Source organism: Prolixibacteraceae bacterium (genome assembly GCA_019720755.1).
Lineage (GTDB): Bacteria > Bacteroidota > Bacteroidia > Bacteroidales > Prolixibacteraceae > Halosquirtibacter > Halosquirtibacter laminarini.
The window spans coordinates 3,668,944-3,693,280 of sequence record CP081303.1; the positions used below are offsets into that span (position 1 = coordinate 3,668,944).

The window sequence follows — 24,337 nt, forward strand, 5'->3', positions numbered from 1 at the left end:
AAGAAGGATTATATAAAATGGGGATATCACTCATTCCCCATTACTTTTCATAGACATTAAGAACACTATTTGGAAAACGATGTGTCCATTCACAATGAGAATGACAAAGGATTCCAAACACCCAAAATACTATTACCCATACAGAGAGGTTTCTAACGAAACCTTTCTGTATGGGTAAAGTGTCGTGAAAAGAATGCGATCGTTACCACTTCCTCTATTTAGAAGATTGAATCTATGCATTTTATAAACACCATAGATTGTTAAAAGATACAATAAAGAACAAAATCTTCTCCAATCATTTCATTCTTGATTTAGGATATTTCATAAGCATAAAAGAATAACTCACCTAGATTCTTCAAACAATACGAAGTCCAAAGCGGTACTTTTGGCAATATAAAATAAGGATTCGTCTCACTATCAGACGTATTTATCATGAAAATTTGAATTGTTAATTAAAATGAGATATTTCGTAGCAACCATCATATCCTTCCTTATCGTGAATCCGCTAGTCTTTGGGAAAAAGCATTTCACTATTGGTATATGTGCAGACAACAAAGATCACACGACAGTCATTGAGCGTGTTAAGGACGAAGTAGAAAAGATTGCATCAAATCAATACGACCTAGAATTTAATGAGACACGTTATAGCCATAACGATATGGTATTAGCATCCAAACAATACAAACAAGAAGCACAAAAGAGTGATCTAATCCTCACTTTTGGCATCAACAACTTCCATATTTTATCACAAATAAATACCTATCCTGTTCCAACAATAACCTCTGGCATCTCTAGAATTGGATGGTACAACAAGGGGATAGGACGAAAGTCAAATCACAGAAATCGGTTGGTCAACCGATGGAATAAATTCTCTCCAATTAGAGATATAGAGGCATTTTATCATCTCTATCCATTTAAAAATATAGGAATTGTAATAAACAAAAAAGATATAGTTGGGGCAGAAATGAAGCAATCACTTGATTCCATTGCTAAAAAAAAGGCATTCTCATTTAAGCTCCTTCCTATAGTAGGAACAGAAACGTTAGAACAGTGTGATTATAATCAATTTGACGCCATTTACTTTGCCAATTCTCGTGATATAAATCCTCTAAAGTTTCAACCGATCATCGATGAGATAAATAGATCAAAAATTTTCACCTTCTCTAGTACCCAAGGAACAAATTACCAACAAGGGATATTGGGCACATCCCAACCAAAGATCAATATACAACAATTTTCGAAACGACTTGCTATTGGTATTGTATCTGAAATTGAAGAAGAGTTGACCAATAGATACCCTTCAGTATACGAACCAGAAGAGAGACTCTATATTAACATCCCTACTGCCAAAGCAGTGGCACTACCATTATCCTTAATGATGCTTGAGAATGTATCCTTTACAAACAACGTAATCTCCAGTATGGAAGAACCTACTTTAACTCTAAAAGCATCTTTACAGCAGGTGTTAATAGGAAATCTAACCATTGAAGAGGCAAAGAAAGAGGTTGCTCTCTCGGAGATGGATGTAAAAGAAGCCAAGAGTGATTATATCCCAAAGATCGGCATGGAGATTACAACAAATTATCTAGACCCAAAGGTGGCAAAAGCTTCTTTTGGACAAAAGTCCGAAATAAGTGGAGATGCTTCGATAAAAGCGTCACAAGTAATTTACTCCTATGATATCAACAAACAAGTAAATATAAAGAAACACCTTTCGAGTATTGAGAAAGATAAACTATCCATAAAAACCATTGAGGCACTTTACAATACGTCGTCAATCTATTTAAATGCATTAATGTTACAGGAGATGATAACCATAGGGTATCAAAACATGCAATTAACAGAGAAGCATCTAGAGGTCGCCAAACAGAAATACAAATTTGGGCAAACGAGCAAATCGGACTCCTATAGGCTAGAGAATCAAAGAATAAGCCAAATACAAGATCTCATAACCAATACGACCAAACTACAAGAGGCAATAAAAACCCTTTTAGTCCAGATGAACATCGAGGAGAGCGGAGAAATAAAACTAGCAACAGAACTACTTAACAAACATTTTTTTCAAAAACAGTATGAACCACTAAACAGTCGTATTCTCAGCCAAAGAAGGACGCTGGATCTACAAAACAAGTTGACTAATTATGTTTGGACTAAAACCCCAATCATGGGTGCATTTAAACATCAAAGAGAGGCTCTTTATGAAAAGAGGAAGTTATATACTAAAGGGAAATGGATACCGACAATTAGTGCCTATGGAGTCGTTGGAGACACATTCTTAAAAAGAGGAGAAGGATCCATTGTTCAAGAGGGGTTTCCAAGAATTCCAAACCAAATGTATCAAGTAGGGATCAAAATGAGCTACCCTATTCTGAATCAGAATAAACGTCATATCCAAAGTAAGAAAACCAAAATTGAGATACAAAAGATGGAGACACAAGAATCTTTTCAAAGGCAACAATTGGAACAAAAAATCTCCTCAAGCTTGTTTACACTACAAGGAGAACTTCAAAAATTCAGATTAGCAGAATCGAATATCGAGATTAGTAAAAAATCGATGGAGCTGGTACAACAAAACTATGCACAGGGACAATGTTCCATTATTGATGTGATAGATGCACAAAATAATTTTATCAACACCAAACATCAAAGCATCATCATTAAGTTAAAATACTACACCTCGTTGATGGAAATAGAAAATGCAACAGGATATTTCTTCTCACTTCACACAATTGAAGAGAATGAAAAATTTCTTTCTCAACTATAAATAAAAAAAGAAAATGAAAAATATACTCTTATTGACAATGACACTCATGTCAATTCTTTCACTTACATCATGTAACAAAGAAACAAGGGAGAAAAAGGTTATATACCGACCTGTTTCGTTTCTTAAAGTAGCATTAAATCAAGATACGACAGAGCTCTACTATTCTGGAAAAGTAAAAGCTGCAAATAGAAAATCGTTAAGTTTCAGAAAAACTGGAACGATCAGTGCAGTGAATATAAAGGTGGGCGATCACGTAAAGAAAAATCAAGTACTAAGCACCTTAGATCACACCCAAACAAACCTTTCTATAGATAAGGCAAAGGCAAACAAAGAGAGTCTTTATGCACTATTACAAATTGCAAAATCAAACTTTTTCAGGATTCAGAACCTCTACTCGTTTGATCATATCTCGTTGAATGACCTAGAACTTGCAAAGAGCAAATTATCGAGTGCCAAAGCAAACTATCTGTCCGCTTCCAAAGAGTTAAAATTATTACAAGAGGACCTCATTTATGAATCAATCGTCGCACCACAAGATGGTGTAATTGCGGAGGTATTATTTGAGAACCAAGAGAATATTACCCCAGGAACCACCACGATTACTATGAATGCAGGGGAAGAGCTAGAAGTTATTTTAAACCTTCCAGATGAAATCATTAACAAAATAGAAAGAGGAGCTAAATTAAGATTACAGATTCCAGCAACCCAAAGAGAAGGGTTAATAGGTATCGTCAGTGAGATAGCACCTAATATCGATAATAATACAGGTCTTTATCCCGTAACAATAAAAATAGACTCAACTCCCAAAGGATTAAGAGAGGGAATGGTTGCAAAAGTGAAAATAGACACGGATATATTGGGGCAGCATAATGAAGTTAGGCTACCTATTACCAGCATCATTTCAGACCAAAACAAGCACTTTGTATATCTCCTAAACCCAATCAATGACAGTGTCGCTGTTGTCATACGAAAACCTATTGTATTGGGAAAAAATCACCGACATGGAATCACGATCAAAAGTGGTATAGAAAAAGGAGATTTGATCGTCACAGCAGGTCTTCAAACCCTAATGGAGCATCAAAAAGTACTGATAAAATAAAGCACTACTGCAGATGAATTTTACAGAAATTTCAATCAACAAAAGCCGTATCGTCATATCCATTCTTATCATGGTGATGGTTACGGGATTATTAACATACAACACTCTATCTAGAGACAGTATGCCTCCATATACTGTCCGTGTTGCTTCTATTGTAACCTCTTTCCCTGGGGCATCTCCTGAGAGGGTGGAAAATCTAGTTACAGATAAAATAGAGGAGGTCGCGTTAGAACTTCCAGAATTAAAAAAAGTAACTAGCACCTCTAGAATGGGGATCTCTATAGTCAATGTAGAGCTTAAAATGGATGTACATCCTAGTCGCTTACAAGAAGTATGGGATCGTCTACGTCTTAAACTAGACGCACTAACGAATCTTCCACAAGGTATCAAACCGATATTACAGGATGAAAGTATTGGGGAAGTATTCGGTTTGGTAATTGGATTGACTAGTGATGGTTACGAATATGAAAAGATGAAAGAGGTAGCAGAAGACCTTAAAAATCAAATCATCATGATTGACGGTGCTGCTAAGATAGAAATTAATGGGATCCAAGAACAACAAGTTTGTATTGAATATGACAATGCAAAACTTCAACGTTTTGCCATCTCTTTAGAAGTACTAAAACAACAGATCGAATCGACCAATATCCTCAACACAGGAGGCATGATACATGCGGATAAACACAGAGTTGTACTGGAACCAACAGGGAATTTCGATAACCTTGAGTCGTTAAGAAATCTACTTATTCCAGTTGGAAATAGGAATGGATTTCTCTATCTGAGAGATATCGCGAAAGTATCGAAACAGTATATCGATCCGGCGAAACAGCTGGTCTTTGTAGATGGGAAGAAAGCAATCACACTTCATGTCTCCTTAAAGAAAGGAGCAAATATTATAAAATTAGGACAACAGATAGATCAATATATTGCCCAATATTCAAAGAAACTATCTATAGGGCTCGAAATAACTAGGGTCTCTTCCTTAGACCACTATATTGATGACAAAGTAACGAGTTTTGTCTCAAACCTGATTCAGGCTGTCCTCATCGTATTTCTAGTCATGTTGGTTTTTCTAGGATTGCGTACGGGAATGATTATCGCTAGTTTGATTCCTATTGTTACTATTATCACCATATTTACGATGGGGCTTTTTGATATTGGAATTAATCAAATATCACTTGCTGCACTGATTATGGCTCTTGGAATGATGGTCGATAATGGAATTGTGGTGGCCGAATCTATTATGGTTAAGGTAGAGAATGGAGTGAAAGTGAAGGATGCGGCAATAAGCTCTTGTACGGAGCTTATTGTTCCGCTACTGATCTCTACACTAACCACCTCGGCTGCATTCTCTTCCTTCTATATGGCAAAATCTGTCATGGGAGACATTATGGGACCAATCTTTTTAGTAATATCCATCTCACTGATCGCATCCTGGTTTGTATCACTCTCTATCATTACATTATTCTGTATAATATTTCACAAAGATCCCAAAGAGACAAAATGGAGTAGATTTCTTGACCAATGTTTTGAAGGATTAAAAAACAACTATTATGGTATCATAGGTAAAGCCCTGAGAAACAGAAAAAAGATAATCGTTGGAACTGTGGTAATATTTTTTCTTGCAATGCTTCTATTTTCGAAGCTAATTTTTGTATTCTTTCCTGATAGCGATAGGAATATGGTTACGTTGGACCTTCAACTACCACAAGGGGTGCAGATCGAAGAGACCACAAATATAGTTCACAAAATTGAAGCATATATAGACAGCTCTCTTCTTATCAAGGATTCTAAACGAGATGGGGTGACATCTTACAGTAGTTTTATTGGCAAAGGCCCCTCCTCTTACGACTTGGGATATACTGCTGACGAAGCAAATAGTAATTACGCACATATACTTATAAATACCACCTCTTTCACATCAAATCAAGCTATTATTGAGGCATTAGATCACTACTGTTTCAATTCATTTTCAGATGCACAAGTAAAAGTTAGCTTATTGGGAGGAGGAGGAGGAGGTACCCCCATCGAGATTAAGGTTCAAGGAAAAGACCCTAATGTTCTATCATCCATTGCGCAAAAAATTAAACTAAAACTACAGAAAATGGAAGGGACCAAAACGATAAAGGATGATTGGGGGCAAAAAAGTCTAAAATATATTATTCGTATTAAATCAGATAAAGTTTTAAATGCAAATATTAACCATAAAGAGATCGCCAATGCATTAAGTAGTGCATTGATAGGTTTTCATACAGGAGAGTTTAGAGAAAAAGAAAATAGCTTTCCTATCACACTTAAAGAGGAAAATGGAGGAGACAAATTAGTTGATGAATTAAACACTTTATTGGTCTTTTCGGCACAGACAGGAAAAGCAGTGCCACTAGAGCAAGTTGCAGAGGTTGTTCCAACTTGGGAGTTTCCTAAAATATCCCGAGAAAATACACTAAAAACGATTACAATATCTTCAGAATTAACCTTTGATGGGAATGCCTCTAAAATTATGAAAGAGGTGAAGCCTTGGCTAAAAGAAGAGGCAAAAAAATGGCCTCGTGGTTACCATTTTAAAGTAGGTGGAGAAGAGGAAAATTCTGCAGAGAACATGATGGCTGTTGCAAAGTACATTCCATTTTCGTTCTTCTGTATCCTTCTCCTTTTAGTTATTCAATTTAACTCATTTCGAAAAATGATTATGATAGTCGCCACTATTCCACTCGGTGCTATCGGCATGACGATAGGATTATATCTATTTCACAATCCTTTCGGGTTTATGGCATTTTTAGGAATGATATCTCTTGCAGGTATTGTAATCAACAACGCCATTGTTTTAGTCGATCGAATAGATTTTGAACTCTCTAAAACAGTCTTAAATAAAACAAGTGCAGTAATGGGAGCCTGTGTTCAAAGGGTTAGACCGATTATACTATCGACACTAACAACTGTGGCAGGACTAATACCACTCTATGTAAACGGAGGAGAAGTATGGCAACCCATGGCTATAACTATTATGGTTGGTCTGCTATTCGGAACGATCATCACATTGGTATTTATTCCAGTAGTATACTGCTCTATGTATAAGATTCATTAATTTCCAAACAACAACAGCGATAGAGAGTTTGATCCCTTCTTGTGTTAGGGACAAACCACATGTAATCAAAACACAAAACATCAAAACTTATGATAGAGAGTTTGATCCCTTCTTGTGTTAGGGACAAACTCTTTTTTTTAATACAATTTTACGGTGTTCTGTTCTAAAAATATGATCAAGACATCATTTTAATAACTTCTGTTTTTTTGAGTAATAAATAGTAGTATAAAAAGAAAAAACATCTATTATATAGTACATTTGTTATCACACCATGAGATTCAATAACAAAAACAATTTCAGAGTATTAAGAGAATAAATTATCTTCAATAACGAGAAAACAAACAGTTTTTCGTGATCCTTATATTTGATAAACAGTCTAAGTATCACGAAAATTATAGAATACGAACACCTGATGTTTTCACTTAATAAACATCTATTTGTTTGACAATATAAAATTTCGAAATGAAAAAGAAATTAGACCAACTGATTAGCAAAAGAACCATTGGGATCATCTCATTGTTGTTCTCTTTTTACATAAACATACAGGCAACGATATCCATATTCTCCACACAGACAAAAAAGAATGTCCCTTTAATCTATTCAAATGAATTTATAGTATGGCTATTGGGCTTTTTTCTCATGTTTATGCTTTCATGGACCATCCTCTCTTTTAATCTAATTGTTATACAAAAACTGTCTCCTAAATGGAACAGCCGAAAAAATTACATCTCAATTTTAGGGAGTCTCTGCATTATGATTGTAATCTTATCTCTCAATCTATCCATATCACACCTATTCGATATGAAGAATTTTGGAAAGGTTAATATTATTGCTCTATTTTTTGGATGGAGTGTTGTGACCACAATGATTGTTCTTATATCTCGTTCCTTGATGTTTTATCATGATAAAGAAGAGACGAAACTTGAAAAGGAGGTTCTTCGGGCAGAAAAACTAAAGAGTGAACTCAACGAATTGAAGAGTTTTATGAATCCACATTTTCTTTTTAATTCTCTCAATACCCTAAATGCATTGATATCATTAGATACAGATAAAGCAATATTGTTCTCTTCCCATCTATCTCGTTTATATCGATATGTATTACAAAGTAAGGAGAAGGATTTGGTAAATATCGAAGATGAGATGCTATTCTTAGAGAGTTATGAAAAATTATTAAAGATACGTTTTTCAGACTTATTTTCTTTAAGAATCAAATACTCTAAGGATTTTAAAAACCGATTTGTTCCTGTTCTTTCTCTTCAGACATTAATTGAGAATGCCGTTAAGCATAATGAAATATCATCCTCTTTTCCACTTATCGTAGAGATCTATTTAGATAAAAACCATCTTGTAGTTACCCACCAACTAAATGAGAGAAGAAATATCGAGACAAGTATGGGCAATGGCCTGTCTTCTCTTTCTAAAAGATGTCAAATACTTCTTAATAAAGATATTATCATTCAAAAAAATGATAATTTTACCATAAAACTACCCACCGTAAAGAATATAGACCAAAGATGAGAATTTTAATTATCGAAGATGAATGGGGTGCACAAGTGCAGCTTACGAAAATGCTTTCTGAATATGATGAGACGATTGAAATAGTTCAAATGATCACTTCGGTTAGAGAGGCCATTGCACTTCTTGAGACGAAGATCGAACTAGACCTTATTTTTATGGATATACATCTTTCTGATGGTATTTCATTTGAGATATTTGAACAAGTGAAAATAGAAGTCCCAATCATTTTTATCACAGCCTATGATCAATATGCAATCAAGGCATTTAAACATAACAGTATCGACTATATTCTCAAGCCCGTAATAAAAGAGGAGTTGTTCGAATCGCTTAAAAAATTCAATAACGTCACCAACATCGGTGTCACAGATCATATAATAACGAAAATTGTTAAAGAGCTAGGAAGGAATAAAACATCATATAGAAAATCATTTCTTATTCAATCAAAAGACAGTTTGGTGCCTATTAATGTAAAAGATATCATGGCTATTTATGTCGATTTAGGATCTGTAAAGTGTTACACCAAAGATCATAAAAAATACACCATCCCATTGACTCTAGACCAAATTGAGAAAGAGTTGGATCCAAATGTTTTTTTTCGTATTAATCGTCAATTTATTCTGCATATGAATGCCATCAAACAGATGAATGTCTATTTCAATGGAAAGTTGAAAATAAAAACCTATTGCAATATCAATGAAGAAATAATTGTAAGCAAACAGAAAGCGACTAAATTAAAGTTATGGCTTAATAGCTAAAAAATACAAGTAACCAAATCATTGCTTTTTAATTAAGAAAACACCCCATCTCTTATTGATAATATTTTACAAGAACAGAAGTGATATACTCAATGCTTTACTTTGGCATTCCATTGCTTCAAAATGAAGAAAGTACAAAATGAGGTATGGAAGGCAAATAAATAGAATCGCTTTTAAAGATTTACATTCACGCCCTCCCTTCCTAAAATTGATTATGAAATATTTCTATTTAAAAACTAATGGTACAAAATATTACCATTAAAAAGAGGAATACACAAAAATACAACACAATAAACATCGTTGTATAGCCCTACAATATATCTACAAAAACTCAAATAAAGGGTTTTAAACGAAGGATACAAACTCATAATAAACTAAACTACAACATCTTATACTCACATAAGATATTAGCATATAAAAGCTGGTATTAACAAGATGCAAACATGCCCTACAACATATTTTAGGCACGGAACTATTTAATACCTTTGCTTGTAATAAGAGCATGAAACAACTTACTTATTGTACTCTGAAAGAGAGTATTCACTCAAAGTTCGCTCCCATCTATTATTAGACCAATAGATCCAACCGATCGTTAAGATCTACACTTAATTTATCGAAAATTACTTACATTATATCATATATTTATGAAGAACAGGATACTTACCTTACTTGTTCTTTTATGTACTACGTTTGGCACGTATGCATCGAAGAACAAAAACTTAGTAGACTATGTGAACCCATTAATTGGTAGCGATTCTGACTTTTCGTTGTCTAATGGGAATACATATCCAGCAATTGCCCTTCCATGGGGGATGAACTTTTGGACTCCACAAACAGGACCTATGGGGGATGGATGGACCTATGCTTATCACACAAAAAAGATTCGTGGTTTTAAGCAGACTCACCAACCTAGCCCATGGATTAATGATTATGCAGCATTCTCTATCTTTCCAGAAACAGGAGATCTTAAGATCTTAGGGAAAGACCGCGCGGCATGGTTTTCACACAAAGCGGAAGTGTCGAAACCAAATTACTACCGTGTCTACTTAGCAGACTACGATGTAACGACAGAGATAACTCCTACTGAGCGTGCCGCACAGTTTCGTTTTACATTTCCTAAAACAGACCAAGCGCATATCTTAGTGGATGGTTTCTTCAAGGGATCTCACGTGAAGATCTATCCTAAAGAGCGCAAAGTGGTAGGGTATTGTCGCAACAACAGCGGCGGCGTACCTGAAAACTTCCATAACTACTTCGTGATCTATTTTGACAAAGCATTCAAAAGTGTCGGTACTTGGGATAGTAAGAAAGCCAAAGAGCCTAAAGCCAACTACGCACCAAATAGCAAAGAGGCAGAAGGCTATCATGTGGGTGCGGTGCTTACCTTTGAAACCAAAGCAGGCGAGAAGATTCATGCACGCGTGGCTTCCTCTTTTATTAGCTTAGAGCAGGCTGAACGCAACTTGAAGCAAGAGGTTGGAAACGACAGTTTCGATAAGACCCATGCAAAGGCTACTGCAGCTTGGAACAAAGAGCTTTCTAAAATACAAGTAGAGGGAGGTACTAAAGACCAATATCGCACATTCTATACTGCCCTTTACAGAACGATGTTGTTCCCTCGTAAATTCTATGAGATCAATGGCAAAAAAGAGATTGTACACTATAGCCCTTATAACGGCAAAGTAGAAAAAGGATATATGTTTACAGACAACGGATTCTGGGATACCTTTAGAGCAGTCTTCCCATTCTTTACTTTGATGTATCCAGAACTAGATAGCCACATTATGGCTGGTTTGGTGAATACATACAAAGAGAGTGGTTGGCTTCCTGAATGGGCTAGTCCAGGTCACCGTGACTGTATGATTGGCTCAAACTCAGCTTCTCTTATTGCAGATGCTTATCTAAAAGGAATCCGTGGATATGATATCGAAACACTTTACGAAGCAATCATTAAGAACACGAAGAGTAAAGGACCGTTAAACTCTGTTGGTCGTTATGGTGCAGAGGATTACAACAAGTATGGGTATGTACCTTACGATTCTGGAGTAAATGAGAATGCAGCTCGTACATTAGAATATGCTTATGATGACTGGTGTATTTACGAATTGAGTAAGGCATTGAAAAAACCTCAAGATCAGATTGATCTTTTTGCAAAGAGAGCAGATAACTATAAGAATCTATTCGATGCAAGTACTGGATTTATGTCTGGTAAAAACAGAGATGGATCATGGTCTGGAGCACGTCCTGATAAATGGGGGGATGCATTTACTGAAGGATCTGCATGGCACTATACATGGTCTGTTTTCCACGACCCAGAAGGATTGGCTACACTTTATGGAGGTAGAGATAAGATGGCAGATAAACTAGATCAAGTATTTACCTCTGCTCCTACTTTTGATGAGTCGTACTATGGATTCCAAATTCATGAGATTACAGAGATGTTGATCGCAGATATGGGACAGTATGCACATGGGAACCAACCTATACAGCATGCAATCTATCTTTACAACTGGCTAGGACAGCCTTGGAAAGCACAATATTGGACAAGAAATGTAATGGACAAGTTGTATACTCCAAATGCTGATGGACTTTGTGGTGATGAAGACAATGGGCAGACTTCTGCTTGGTATGTCTTCTCTGCGATGGGATTCTATCCAGTGGCTCCTGGTACTGGTGAGTATGCAATGGGATCTCCTCTATTCAAGAAGATCACCATGACTCTTGAAAACGGGAACAAGTTTGTGATAGAAGCTGGAAACAACAGCCATAAGAATGTCTATATCAAAAATGCGACCCTAAACGGGAAGCAATATACAAAGACATACCTTACACACAAACAGATCACCAAAGGGGGTACTTTGAAGCTTCAGATGAGCGAAAAAGCCAACAAGAAGAGGGGAACAAAGACATCCGACTTCCCTTATTCTTACTCTAACGAAAAATAATGTAAACCCATTATATTTTCCATAAAAACCTAAAGCCTTATTAGCGTGCTACGCTAATAAGGCTTTTTTTATATCAATAAAAACACTGTAAATTATAGATGTGTTTTGTGGTCATGAAATAGGATCGAATATTGAGAACAGTACGTTTTTTTGGATATGATATTTCGATTCTGTTTGGGATGTTGTATCTATGACTCGGATACGATATTGTGGTTGCAATTACTGTCGTCTCTGCGATTCTGTTTATATTTTAATGGTTCTGCCTACGTTAGAACAGGCAGTACCTTGTTATTCCTTTATCTCTACGGCTCGGATACGATATTGTGGTTATGAAATCTTGCTACATCTGATTGTAGATTGATATGCGAATTGGTTTACTGGCCTTCGATAAGTTCGGTAACCTGTAATATTGAGGAAAGGTCCCTGAGCTTGTCGAAGGGTTAAAACACACAACCAACTGATACTAAAGATATTGTTTCAATCGTATAGACAAGGCACTCCCTTGTCTAATATCATGCGATCGATCGTAAGGATAACTCTTCAAAAGAAAGATCCTAAAATTGTAGTTATGTTTGGAATAGTTCTGATTCTCCTAGGCAAGTCAGCGCCATGTATCAACGGGGTTGTGGTTGTAATTACTATCGTCAGATTCTGCGGTTCTGTTTATGTTAGACAAGACTGCAACGTTTGCTATAAGCAATTTTTTTTATAACCCCACCAATATCTTCTCGTATAATATAGATAGCCACACAATGATTTTATAACTAGAACAACTTATTCTAACATTCGATAGTCAATAAAAATCGCTCAGACTATTTGGTCAGTCGACATTCAATCTGAGACCACCGAAACAACAAAGTTTCAGCCTATACGAAATAAAACAACCTATATTTTATCAGACATGGTAATACTCTGAACTACCATATAATATAGATAAAAAGGAGATTGTATTAAACATAACTCAAGACAACTGCATTATTCATACAATATCCCAAAAAAGTCAAACAATTATGTAAATATGGACATCATTAAGATCTATTTACCAAAAAAAACAAATCATTGGGAGACACGAAAAATGTTGTTTATTTATAAAATAGTCATTTAATATCCTTGAACGGTTTGTATTTTATAACATAAAACTTTTCCTTTGAGCAGAAATAAAGATCATGGCTTATTTAGAACAATAGAGACTCTATTTTTAAAAAAAATTGAACAATCGATTTCACTTCGAATAAAGCCCATATAATGGGAGTAGCGGTAAATACAACATAATAAAGATATTGCCAACTATGTTTGGCAATAAGGGAGATTTTTCACCTGTTTAAGAGACAGACAACAGGTGAATATCTCCCGTTTTTATCTTCCTCTCTCTCGATTATTATATAGAAGAGTAAATAATGTTATTAAGATTACATAAAAGACAATTTTATCGTTATTTTTGTCTTTAATAATCCTATAAGGTATGTGGCTACGAAAAAACAGTAATAATAAAAGGAGAAGTATAGGGGCTTTGTGTCTCTACTTATTCTCATTTGTTATTGCTTTTATTTCTCACACCCACTTTCACCGAAGCCAACAGCAGGAGACAAATCAGACGCATGTATGCACCCATCACACGTCACCTCATTCCAATACTCCATCATGGGGAAGCAAGGAATATCTCTGTGATTGGTTCAAACACTTTCCTCCACAAATTACCCCAACCCTCTTATCTCTTACAGAAAACATAGAGAGCAGAAGGATTCTGTGGATAGATGGAATTCCTGCGAAGTCTGTTATATCGATTCATCTGAATCGTTTTCATCGAGGTCCTCCTATGTAGATTACATACATTATTTTTTAAACAATCATTGTAATCACATAAAATTCACTCAAAATGAAAAGTGTATTTTTAACTATCTTGACCATTTTAACAATGGTCCCAGCCTTGTACGCTCAAAAAAACATCACCATCATATCACAGGAAGACCAAAAAGGGATTCCTTTTGCCACACTTTATAATGCAGACAACCAACAAGGCTTTGTCACAGATAAAGAGGGGGTTATTACACTTCCTACCAACACAGAGAACAGCAAACTTCAAGTAGCTTCTATTGGATTTGAGACACAAATTGTTTGGGTTAAGAATCTAAAATCAACGGATCAGATCGTATTGAAACCTTCTCATCTTAAAATTGACGAAGTAGTGGTGTCTGGATCTACTCCTGTACTACAGAAGCAGGAGGTGATGAATGTGGCACTGCTTAAAATGAAAGATGCATCCATACAAAACTCGCTATCTGAAACGATTGCTAGTATTCCTGGGGTAACACAAGTAACCACAGGGGCCGCCATTGGAAAACCAACTATTAGAGGTCTATCTGGAACAAGAATCGCAACTTACACCCATGGTATCCGATTAGAAAACCAGCAATGGGGTGCTGAACACGGCTTGGGAGTCGATGCTACTGGTATAGAGAATATCGAAGTGATCAAAGGCCCTGCTAGTTTACTTTATGGTAGCGATGCACTCGGAGGGGTTCTCTATTTGGTAGACGATCGTTTTGTTTCAAGCGACACCATGAAGGTAGAGGTTGGTTCAAGTTATAATGCCAACACAAGAGGGATAGATAGCTATGGGAAGGCTTATTGGAGTGGAGAGAAGTGGAGTTTTAACCTGAGCGGTAGTCAAAGAAATCACGAAGACTATACAGATGGAAATGGAAATGTTGTAAACAACACACGCTTCAATACCTATGACGTAACAGGTAAGATTGGTTATAGAAGCAAGAAGTGGTCTTCAAGTCTCACCTACGATCACCTATATGAACAGTATGGCATCAATGAGGATGGAGCCACTGGGGGAGAGAGAGGAAGAGAGATGACTGCGCCTTATCAACCAATTAGAACTGATGTAGTGAGTAGTGAAAACATCTTCTATCTTCCTACTTCTAAGATTAAATTGAATTTAGGGTATGTACTCAACCATCGCCAAGAGATAGAAGGAGAAGAAGAGCATGAGCATGGACACGAAGCAGAAGAAGAGCATCATGAAGAAGAGCACGAAGGAGAGCACCATGAGGACGAGGAACATGTAGGATTGGATATGAAACTGCAGACCTACACCTACAATGCCCAATGGGTTAAGTCTTACGGAGGTGTCAATGAGTGGATCATTGGATCTCAAGGAATGTATCAGAATAATGAAAATCTATCCGAAGAGACATTAATCCCTAATACCATCACCAAAAATATAGGACTCTTCTCAACCTATCATTGGGGAGTGAGCGATAGAGTATCGTTACTTGGTGGGCTTCGTTACGATGTTCAACATATGGATAGCAAGTTAGATGATGGGACACACCAACAGAGAACAGATGGTGCTGCAACACTATCTGCTGGAGTACACTGGAGTCCTAGCGATAATATGTCTATTAAAACGAACTTTTCTTCAGGTTACAGAGCACCAAATATTTATGAGTTGGCAAGTAACGGATCACATCCATCTGCGAATCGTTATGAGATTGGCAACCCGAACTTAGAGAAAGAACAGGCATACCAATTTGATGTAGCAGTATCACAACAAAACGATCATTTCGGATGGTATGCAAACCCTTTTGTGAATCGTATTCAAGATTATATCTATCTGACTCCAACAGGGCAAGAAAAGGAGGGGCTACCTGTCTATCAATACGAGCAGAGCAATGCTACCCTTTGGGGTGGAGAAGCTGGAATACACTATCACCCTCATAGCATGCACTGGCTACACTTTAACTCGGACTTGAGTATGGTTTATAGCAAAGACGATGAAGGAGATTATATTGCACTGACCCCCGCAACGAGTATTAACAACAAGCTCGCTTTTGATATTCCTACGAAATCAACGGTAGAACTAAACCTATTTGTTGCTTATAACTACACCTTCAAACAAGATCGTGTGGCTGCATACGAAACACCTACTGATGGCTATGGTCTGGTCAACTTAGGAGCCAAAGGAACGATCCATTGGTTACATAGAGATTTCCAGTTGGATCTTTCTGTAAACAATCTTTTTGACAAAGCTTATACAAGTCACCTATCGAGATATAAAGATTTGGGACTACTTAATATGGGACGTTCTGTTCAACTTGGGCTGAAGATCCCTATTTTCTAAAGAAGTACATTTTAAAAAGACTACTGGCTCTTAGACTCCCACATAAAAGGGTGTCTAAGAGCCTTTGTTCTTATTTGCCCGATCTCCCCATACTGGCTGATATCTTTAAAATAAAACAGCGTGGTCTTAATTGATAAGAGGTGGTTCCTGTATAATAGTCACTTTGTTGAACTGTATCAAATGATTTTACATCAAAAAGGTTGTTCACATTCAATGAGAATCGAAAACGACCTTTAGGGCTCCAAGTATAGATAATATCTGTAAACAGCGCTTGTTGAAATGGGTGTCCCTCAGAATCTAGAGTGGTGTACTCTACAATACCTGTGAACCATTGATTATCCGAAGGATAAAAACTGACAGTACCCTTATGGTTTTGCTGTCTAAAAGTACTCTTCGCTCCCATCATCTCTTGAACTCCTATGGTATACTTGCCTATATAATCTAACCCTATACCAGTCCATTTCCCTATTCCCAACTGAAAGTTTACCGTAGCGGTGGAAAAATCGGACTGCCTCAACTCATTCTGTGAAAGATAATAGTTTGTTTGGGCAAGGAAATCTGCACCAACCGCAATATTGGTCTGCTGTCCCAACCAATAGTATCCGAATTCACTACTTCCTCCCCATAAGATCGGTTCATTCTCTTTTGCCACCATCTTGCTTGAAAAGACTCCAGGAGAACGCTGGTCTATATCACTGATATAGTCATTGAAACGATGATTGTAGTAACCTCGAATATAGGCATTATATCCTTTCAATGGTTGGTCATATTTAAACTCTAATCGATAGTTGCGGCTACGCTTCTTGTACAAATCACTCTGGTTGCTCTGCATAGAACGATGACTATAGACAATATTCCCCTTTAATAGCCCATTGGGAGAGTTAATACTACGTTGTTCTTGTAAGCTAGCAATCATGGTAGTGAATGAACCTAACTGAAGATCAGAGCTCAATAAAGGGGACCACAACCAAAGCTGTTTGTCTAAAGAGCCTTCATAGATACGATCATCGATGGATATCCATTTACGATAAATTGGAGAAGAGAACATCAGCTTTATGCCCTTGTGTTCATAGGTGAATCTTGGCATAAGGTAGCCATTGGCATTCTTCGTGTTTAAGTCATTGGAATATCCGAATGCATCAATTTTGGCTTGATGCGAATACATATCTGTACTACTCCAATCGGCATTCAATGAGGCTCCCACCACTCCCTCATAAAGCATACGACTCTTTTTATGACCAAACTTCACCTGTGCGCTCATCTTTGCCGAGCGAGTATAGACCTCCTGTCGTGCCACAGAAAGATTACTCTGGTCTTGAAGAAGGTCTTGAAAGACGGTAGGCTCAAAAGATAGGGACTCGGAAGTCTCGTCTAAGTCGATAGTGGAGTTGAAATCTAAGAAACTATCGCCTATGGGTATCGCAATATGAAGAAGATTGTAAACGCTCTTGTGGGGAGTACTTAAGGACAACGTTTGAACCGAATCAGAGGTGATGGTCGAAGATCCTTTATCCCAATACTGTACATATCCTAAAACATTCTCTAGATACATAGATTTTAAGTTGCGAGAGAGCGTTAAGTTCAGATTGCCCATTCGTCTTTTTTGGGTACTTTGAAACGATTCATTGATGCGATAAGGGTTATTGTCTAGCATATATTTGGTTTGGGAAGCCTTTTCACTCTGTATCTCGGAATCAAGAAACTTTCCATTGATCTTTAATACCGATCCATTTTTTAGATTATATAGGCCATTGGCACTTGCATAATAGTCGTTGTTGTCTAAATATCGAGATTCTGAAATCATCGGGACTGCATAGCTTGGAATATTCAGTTTCGAATGGTAACGACTCACAGAACCTGTCCCCCCCCTCGCAGCACTTTCCATGTCTGCTTGCTTCTCAAGTCGATCTCCAATATTATTCATCTGAAATGAGTTGACCATCTGGTACTTCTTGGTAAAGGTCATTGGGGTAAGATTGAGATAGTGAGATAGTGGTTTATATCCCATCCCCACAGAGCCGCTACCTGTTACAGTCACCGCTCTTTTGAGTTTTATATTCAACGAGGTCGCATTGGTGGTCACTTTATCCTCCATCATCTTCATCGTTTGATGGTTGTGCAGGACCTGTACCGACGAAACACTTTTATGAGGAAGATTCTTCGTCACGGTTCCATAACCTTTGCCCATCAAATCTAACCCCTCCACGTAGAACTTCTCAATGGGTGCACCTTGGTAGAGTACTTCTCCATCTCCTGTCACCTCTAACCCAGGCATCCGTTTAATGGCATCCGCAATAGAGAAATCTTTTCTCTGGACAAAAGAACTCGCAAGAAAGCTCGTAGTATCGCCATATTGCACGACAGGTTCGCCTCGAACATTGACCTCTTCAATATCCATCTTCTCCAAATACATTTGAATATTTAAAGGCTTTACAGGCGAAGCAATCGCAACGAGTGTATCATGAAAAGCAAGAGACCTGAAGCGCAAAACCTGATGGTCTACCTCTCCCTTATAACTTAACTTAAAATCCCCCTTTTCGTCACTAACACAGTATGCCAATGTCTTTTTGCTTAGACTATCAGGATGCATGGTCACCACAATCCCAAAAAGATCGTTACTCTTTTCGCAAAAGAGATGTCCCGAAATTTTATTTTGTGCGGTGCCATAGAGAGAGAACAATAGAAATAGTAAGAGAGGAAAGTACTTCATTTGGTTGGTTTATTGTTTTAATAGATTCTTTAGGAGTTAGGGTATCCATTCATAGACACCCACAAACTCTGAGGGGCACACAGATATTTAGTAACGCTCAATAAAGTTGTTATGAGATAGAATATATCTCCCAATTTTGGCATTATAACTTTGATCATCAAATTGAAAAACTTTCCCCCCTGTGACAGAACGATAACGAGTCTGTAATCCTTGGTAAAATATCTTACTAAGCTCCTCAGAACACGCTTTTATCTCTTTGTCATTTTTTACATAGAAGATCTTACGCTTACGTTTGCCAATTTTATATAGCTGAAACACATGCTGCTTTTCACTGTCTTCGACACGCACCACCAAACCGGGAAGTCCATCAAACTTATAAGGCCCCATACTAATAGGGATATCCAACGTATACCACGCCCGATAATCGCGTCCCGCATAGTGACAAGTAGCCATACTACATCGATAGCCCATAATCGTGGTGTCTTGCGCTTCCTCTAAATTCCAACTCTGAAATATTGGTTCAGCAATTCGAATATGACTTTTATTGGAATAAAAATCCATGGAATACTGACTCTTTTTAGGATAGTTTTTATATAATCGATAGAAACTATATTTTGAGGTTCCAGGTAATTGAAAAACATCATTTGCCAACTTAAGTTGCTCGTGAAAAGTGTAGTCCCGATAAAGATAGAGTGCTGAGTCGACTTCAACATCTGTGGTATGACTAAAACGGGCATATTTTTCGCCTACCTGTAACACCATATCATCATGACTTTTAAGAGTTAGATCTGTTGTATCTCTTACAAAAGTATAGTCATAATAGAAGTTGACCTTGGTTGTATCGATAATAGTATACTCTTGTGCCATTATGGGGCAGTATGATATCCATAATAATATAACATATACGAAATTCTTCATAGGATTTAGATTTTTGGGGTTAAGTAGATTATACTTGACTACGAATAAATGAGATCAACTTCAAAGATTTTTCTAATATCTTTAGGTTATCAATAGCGTTCAATAAAGTTGTTATGAGAGATAATATAATTGGCAATTCGTGCATTCATACTGGGATCGTCAAACTGTAATTTCTTTCCACCTGTAGTTTGCCTATAACGCTGTTGTATATTATTTCTAAAAACACCACAAAGTGCTTCGGGATTTACTTTAATCTGGTTATCATACTCCACATAAAACATCTTACGTTTTCGTTTCTCTATTTTATATAGCTGAAAAACATGCTGTTTCTTCGTATCTTCCACTCGCATGACCAATCCAGGCAATCCGTCAAATTTATAAGGACCAAAACTGATTGGAATATCCAACGTATACCACGCCCGATAATCACGTCCCGCATAGTTACAAGTAGCCAAGCTACACGGGTGTCCCATTATCGTAGTATCTTTTGCTTCCTCTAAATTCCAACTCGTAAATATAGGTTCTACAATTCGAAGAAATTTTTTATTGATATAGAAATGTATGGAGTATTCATCCTTTTTAGGATACCCTTTACATAACGTATACGAACTATATTTAGAAGAAGATGGTAGAGCCAATATATCCTTTATATATTTATACTGCTCTTCGAAGGTGTAATCCCTATAAATATAAGTTGCAGAGTCTAACTCAACTTGAGAAGTGTGGCTAAAACGAGCACAATGACTTCCAACCTGAAGAACCATATCGTCATGATCGATATCTGTTATATTATTAGTGTCTCTTACAAAAGTATAATCATAATAAAAGGAAACTTTTGTTGTATCGATAATGGTGTAATCATCAGCTTTCAATGTGCCGATCATCATAAAGAATAGTAGTAAGGGTAGTAGTTTTTTCATTATATCTTAGGTTTATTTTTTAAAATCATAGAGGAAGATTTTCCTCTATGAGATAAATTAGTTCAATTTAACGACCTAATCCACATTTTCAGGAGTTTCAGGAGCTTCTTTCTTTTTTATTGCACCACAAATCGCTTTTTCTGCTTCTTCCCTATTCTTTTCATGCTCTGCTGCGGTTGTTCCTTCAATCAAGCAAAACATTCCTATTCCATCTCCACAATCGATCCATTCCGTCATGGTAGCAAAAGCTGGTCCTGCAAATAGAATAATGGCAACAAGGGAAACCAAAAATTTCTTTTTCATAACAAATATAATTTAAAAGTTAGCTAGAGCTTTATTGCTCTAATAAATTTAAATATATATACATGACAAAACAATCGTTTAACTTTTTCAAACTACTATTACAATATATCTATCAAATAGATATAATAACACCTGACTTATCACATATAGCAAATAGAAAGCCCTTACCAATATAATAAATACTTTTGTTAATCCACGTCAAAATACTTCGACTTGTAAAAGATCGGATCTATCGACGAACTACAATCTTAAACATTTCTCCTCAAATAAAAATCTTTAGGTTATCAATAGCGTTCAATAAAGTTGTTATAAGAGATAACGTAATTGGCAAGTCGTGCATTCATACTGGGATCGTCGAATTGCAATTTCTTACCACCTGTAACTTGACGATAACGCTGTTGAATATTGTTTCGAAAAATACCACAAAGTTCTTCGGGATTTGCTTTAATCTCATTATCCTGTTCTACATAAAACATTTTACGTTTTCGTTTTCCTATTTTATATAGCTGAAACACATGCTGCTTCTCGCTGTCTTCCACTCGCATGACCAATCCGGGCAATCCGTCAAATTTATAAGGCCCAAAACTGATTGGGATATCCAACGTGTACCATGCCCGATAATCACGTCCCGCATAGTGACAAGTGGCCAAACTGCAAGAGTGCCCCATAATCGTCGTATCTTTTGCTTCCTCTAAGCTCCAAATCTTATCCATAGGCTCCTGTGTTCGAATAAAACTTTTATTAGACAAGAACTCCATTGAGTACTCCCTTACTTTCGGATAATTCTTATATAACCTATAATAACTAAATTTGGATGGACAGGTTAATGTGAACACATCTTTAATATACTTATACTGTTCTTCAAAGGTGTAATCCCTATACTTATAGCAAGCAGAATCCAACTCGACTTCAAATAAATGACTAAAACGAGCACAATGGGATCCAACCTGTAAGACCATATCGTCATGACTTAATTCTGTGATATTATTCGTGTCTTTTACAAAAGTATAGTCATAATAGAAGGAAACTTTTGTTGTATCAATAATGACAATATCCTTTGCTTTCAAAGAGTTTGATATCGTTAAGATTATAAAAAAGAATAGCTGTTTTTTCATTATATCTTAGGTTTAGTTTATTCTTTTATTAATCCTAGAGGAAAGTTTTCCTCTAGGATTAAATTAGTTCAATTTGACTGCCTAGTCCTCTTTTACTAGAGCATCAGGAGCTTTTTTCATTTTTATTGCACCACAAATAGCTTTCTTTGCCCCTTCCAAGTTTTTAGCATATTCTTCAGGTGTTGAACCCTCAACAAGAGTATACATCCCATCACCATCTCCACAGTCGATATAAACAGTAATTGCAGCAAAAGCTGGTCCTGCCAATAAAATAATGGCAACAAGGGAAACCAAAAATTTCTTTTTCATAACAAATATAATCTAAAAGTTAGCTAGAGCCTTATTGCTCTAATAAATTTAAATATATATATATATCTACATGGCAAAACAATCGTTTAACTTTTTCAAACTACTATTACAATATATGTATCAAATAGATATAATAATACCTGACTTATCACATATAGCAAATAGAAAGCCCTTACCAATATAATAAATACTTTTGTTAATCCCCACCAGAATACTTCGACTTGTAAAAGATAGGATCTATCGATCAACTACAATCTTCAACATTTCTCCTCAAATAGAATCTTTAGACTCTCAATAGCGTTCAATAAAATTGTTGTAGGAATTTATTACTATTGCAAGGCGAGAATTGAGACTTGGATCGTCAAACTGCACTTTTTTCCCTCCTGTTATTTCTCGATAACGTTTTTGAATATTATTACGAAAGATACCACATAGATCCTCCGGATTTGCTTTTATCTCTTTATCATGTTCTACATAGAACATCTTACGTTTTCGTTTCTCTATTTTATATAACTGAAAAACATGCTGTTTCTTCGTGTCTTCCACTCGCATAACCAAACCGGGAAGTCCATCAAACTTATAAGGTCCCATGCTTATAGGGATATCCAATGTATACCATGCACGATAATCGCGTCCCGCATAGTGACAAGTAGCCAAACTGCAAGAGTGCCCCATAATCGTCGTATCTTGATTCTCCTCTATGTTCCACCCCTGAACCATAGGTTCAGAAATCCGAATATTATTTTTATTGATATAAAAATCCATCGAATATTCTCTCTTGCGAGGATAATCTTTATATAACGTATAAAAACTATATTTAGATGGCCCCTGAAGCGTAAAGACATCCTTGATATATTTATATCGCTCTTCGAAGGTATAATCCCGATAAATATAACATGCGGAATCTAATTCAACTTGAAAATTATGGCTAAAACGAGCAAAACGAGATCCTACCTGTAGAACCATATCATCATGACGTAATTCTGTCATATTTGTAGTATCTTTTACGAAGGTATAGTCGTAATAGAATGAAACCTTCGTGGTATCAATTACCGTATAATTCTTCGCACTTAGAAAGCCGGGGATCAACAGAAAAAGTAGTAAGGGTAGGAGTTTTTTCATTATAGTTTAGGTTTTTAATGACATTTATTGTTTACCTCAGAGTGGATAAATTCACCCCGAGGTATTTTTGTAAGGAATCCTCCCCAGGCTACGCTTTTTGAGCAGCTACAGGGGCTGCTTGTATTTCTTCAGAAGAACCACAAATCGCTTCTTTAGCCTCTTCAATATTTGCTTTATGCTCTTTTTCTGTAGAGCCTTCAATTAAAGTATACATTCCTGTTCCATCCCCACAATCGACATAAACTGTCATGGCAGCAAAAGCAGGTACTGCCAATAAAATAATGGCAACAAGGGAAACCAAAAATTTCTTTTTCATAACAAATATAATTTAAAAGTTAGCTAGAGCTTTATTGCTCTAATATTTTGAAATATATATATATATATATACATTTCAAAATATTGGACTCACTTAGATATAATTATCTATACTGTTTTTTATCAGTTAGATATATTATTTATTCATCAAATACTACAATAATAAAACAAGCCTATTACAATATAATAAATATATCTGTTAACTAGGATTCAAGTTCTTATATTTGTTAATAATAGAACCTATCCATGAACTACAACCCTCAATATTTCTCCCCCCTAATAAAATCATTAGACACTCAATAGCGTTCAATAAAGTTGTTATAAGAG

General features: G+C 36.3%; 15 protein-coding genes. 7 read left to right on the top strand and 8 right to left on the bottom strand.

The genetic code is table 11. The annotated features are described in order from the left end of the window. Positions 1–457: 457 nt before the first annotated feature. The 7 genes from K4L44_14540 to K4L44_14570 all read left to right on the top strand — a co-directional run bounded on the left by K4L44_14540 (position 458) and on the right by K4L44_14570 (position 16,298). Complete coding sequence (locus tag K4L44_14540) at positions 458–2,764, top strand: TolC family protein (GenBank protein QZE13763.1); 2,307 nt, start codon at positions 458–460, stop codon at positions 2,762–2,764. Between the two features lie 13 nt (positions 2,765–2,777). Continuing rightward, positions 2,778–3,863: an efflux RND transporter periplasmic adaptor subunit gene (locus K4L44_14545; GenBank protein ID QZE13764.1), complete on the top strand. Its 1,086-nt coding sequence runs from the start codon at positions 2,778–2,780 to the stop codon at positions 3,861–3,863. Positions 3,864–3,876: 13 nt separating this feature from the next. After that, positions 3,877–6,948: an efflux RND transporter permease subunit gene (locus K4L44_14550; GenBank protein ID QZE13765.1), complete on the top strand. Its 3,072-nt coding sequence runs from the start codon at positions 3,877–3,879 to the stop codon at positions 6,946–6,948. A gap of 462 nt (positions 6,949–7,410) precedes the next feature. Then, a complete protein-coding gene (locus tag K4L44_14555) occupies positions 7,411–8,466 on the top strand; it encodes a histidine kinase (GenBank protein ID QZE13766.1) in 1,056 nt (351 codons plus the stop codon). Continuing rightward, positions 8,463–9,221, top strand: a complete 759-nt coding sequence (locus K4L44_14560) for a LytTR family DNA-binding domain-containing protein (protein QZE13767.1) — start codon at positions 8,463–8,465, stop codon at positions 9,219–9,221. Before K4L44_14555 ends, K4L44_14560 begins: the two co-directional genes overlap by 4 nt. A 644-nt stretch (positions 9,222–9,865) precedes the next feature. Continuing rightward, positions 9,866–12,166: a GH92 family glycosyl hydrolase gene (locus K4L44_14565; protein ID QZE13768.1), complete on the top strand. Its 2,301-nt coding sequence runs from the start codon at positions 9,866–9,868 to the stop codon at positions 12,164–12,166. A 1,876-nt stretch (positions 12,167–14,042) separates the two neighbouring features. Beyond that, a complete protein-coding gene (locus K4L44_14570; protein ID QZE13769.1) occupies positions 14,043–16,298 on the top strand; it encodes a TonB-dependent receptor in 2,256 nt (751 codons plus the stop codon). 70 nt (positions 16,299–16,368) lie between these two features. On the opposite strand, the gene K4L44_14575 is transcribed toward K4L44_14570, so the two are convergent. From K4L44_14575 to K4L44_14610, 8 genes are all read right to left on the bottom strand, one after another. Next, the gene (locus tag K4L44_14575) at positions 16,369–19,008 is read right to left on the bottom strand and encodes a hypothetical protein (protein QZE13770.1); all 2,640 of its coding nucleotides are present in this window, start codon (positions 19,006–19,008) and stop codon (positions 16,369–16,371) included. Positions 19,009–19,095: 87 nt separating this feature from the next. Then, positions 19,096–19,926, bottom strand: coding sequence for a GLPGLI family protein (locus K4L44_14580; GenBank protein QZE13771.1), 831 nt, complete (start codon positions 19,924–19,926; stop codon positions 19,096–19,098). A gap of 89 nt (positions 19,927–20,015) precedes the next feature. Continuing rightward, positions 20,016–20,846, bottom strand: coding sequence for a GLPGLI family protein (locus tag K4L44_14585; protein ID QZE13772.1), 831 nt, complete (start codon positions 20,844–20,846; stop codon positions 20,016–20,018). Positions 20,847–20,921: 75 nt separating this feature from the next. Beyond that, positions 20,922–21,149, bottom strand: a complete 228-nt coding sequence (locus K4L44_14590; protein QZE13773.1) for a hypothetical protein — start codon at positions 21,147–21,149, stop codon at positions 20,922–20,924. A 284-nt stretch (positions 21,150–21,433) separates the two neighbouring features. After that, positions 21,434–22,264 (bottom strand): GLPGLI family protein, encoded by an 831-nt coding sequence (locus K4L44_14595; GenBank protein ID QZE13774.1) that lies wholly within the window; start codon positions 22,262–22,264, stop codon positions 21,434–21,436. Positions 22,265–22,345: 81 nt separating this feature from the next. Continuing rightward, the gene (locus K4L44_14600) at positions 22,346–22,573 is read right to left on the bottom strand and encodes a hypothetical protein (GenBank protein QZE13775.1); all 228 of its coding nucleotides are present in this window, start codon (positions 22,571–22,573) and stop codon (positions 22,346–22,348) included. A gap of 291 nt (positions 22,574–22,864) precedes the next feature. After that, positions 22,865–23,695: a GLPGLI family protein gene (locus K4L44_14605; protein QZE13776.1), complete on the bottom strand. Its 831-nt coding sequence runs from the start codon at positions 23,693–23,695 to the stop codon at positions 22,865–22,867. Between the two features lie 88 nt (positions 23,696–23,783). Next, positions 23,784–24,011, bottom strand: coding sequence for a hypothetical protein (locus K4L44_14610; protein QZE13777.1), 228 nt, complete (start codon positions 24,009–24,011; stop codon positions 23,784–23,786). Positions 24,012–24,337: the final 326 nt, after the last annotated feature.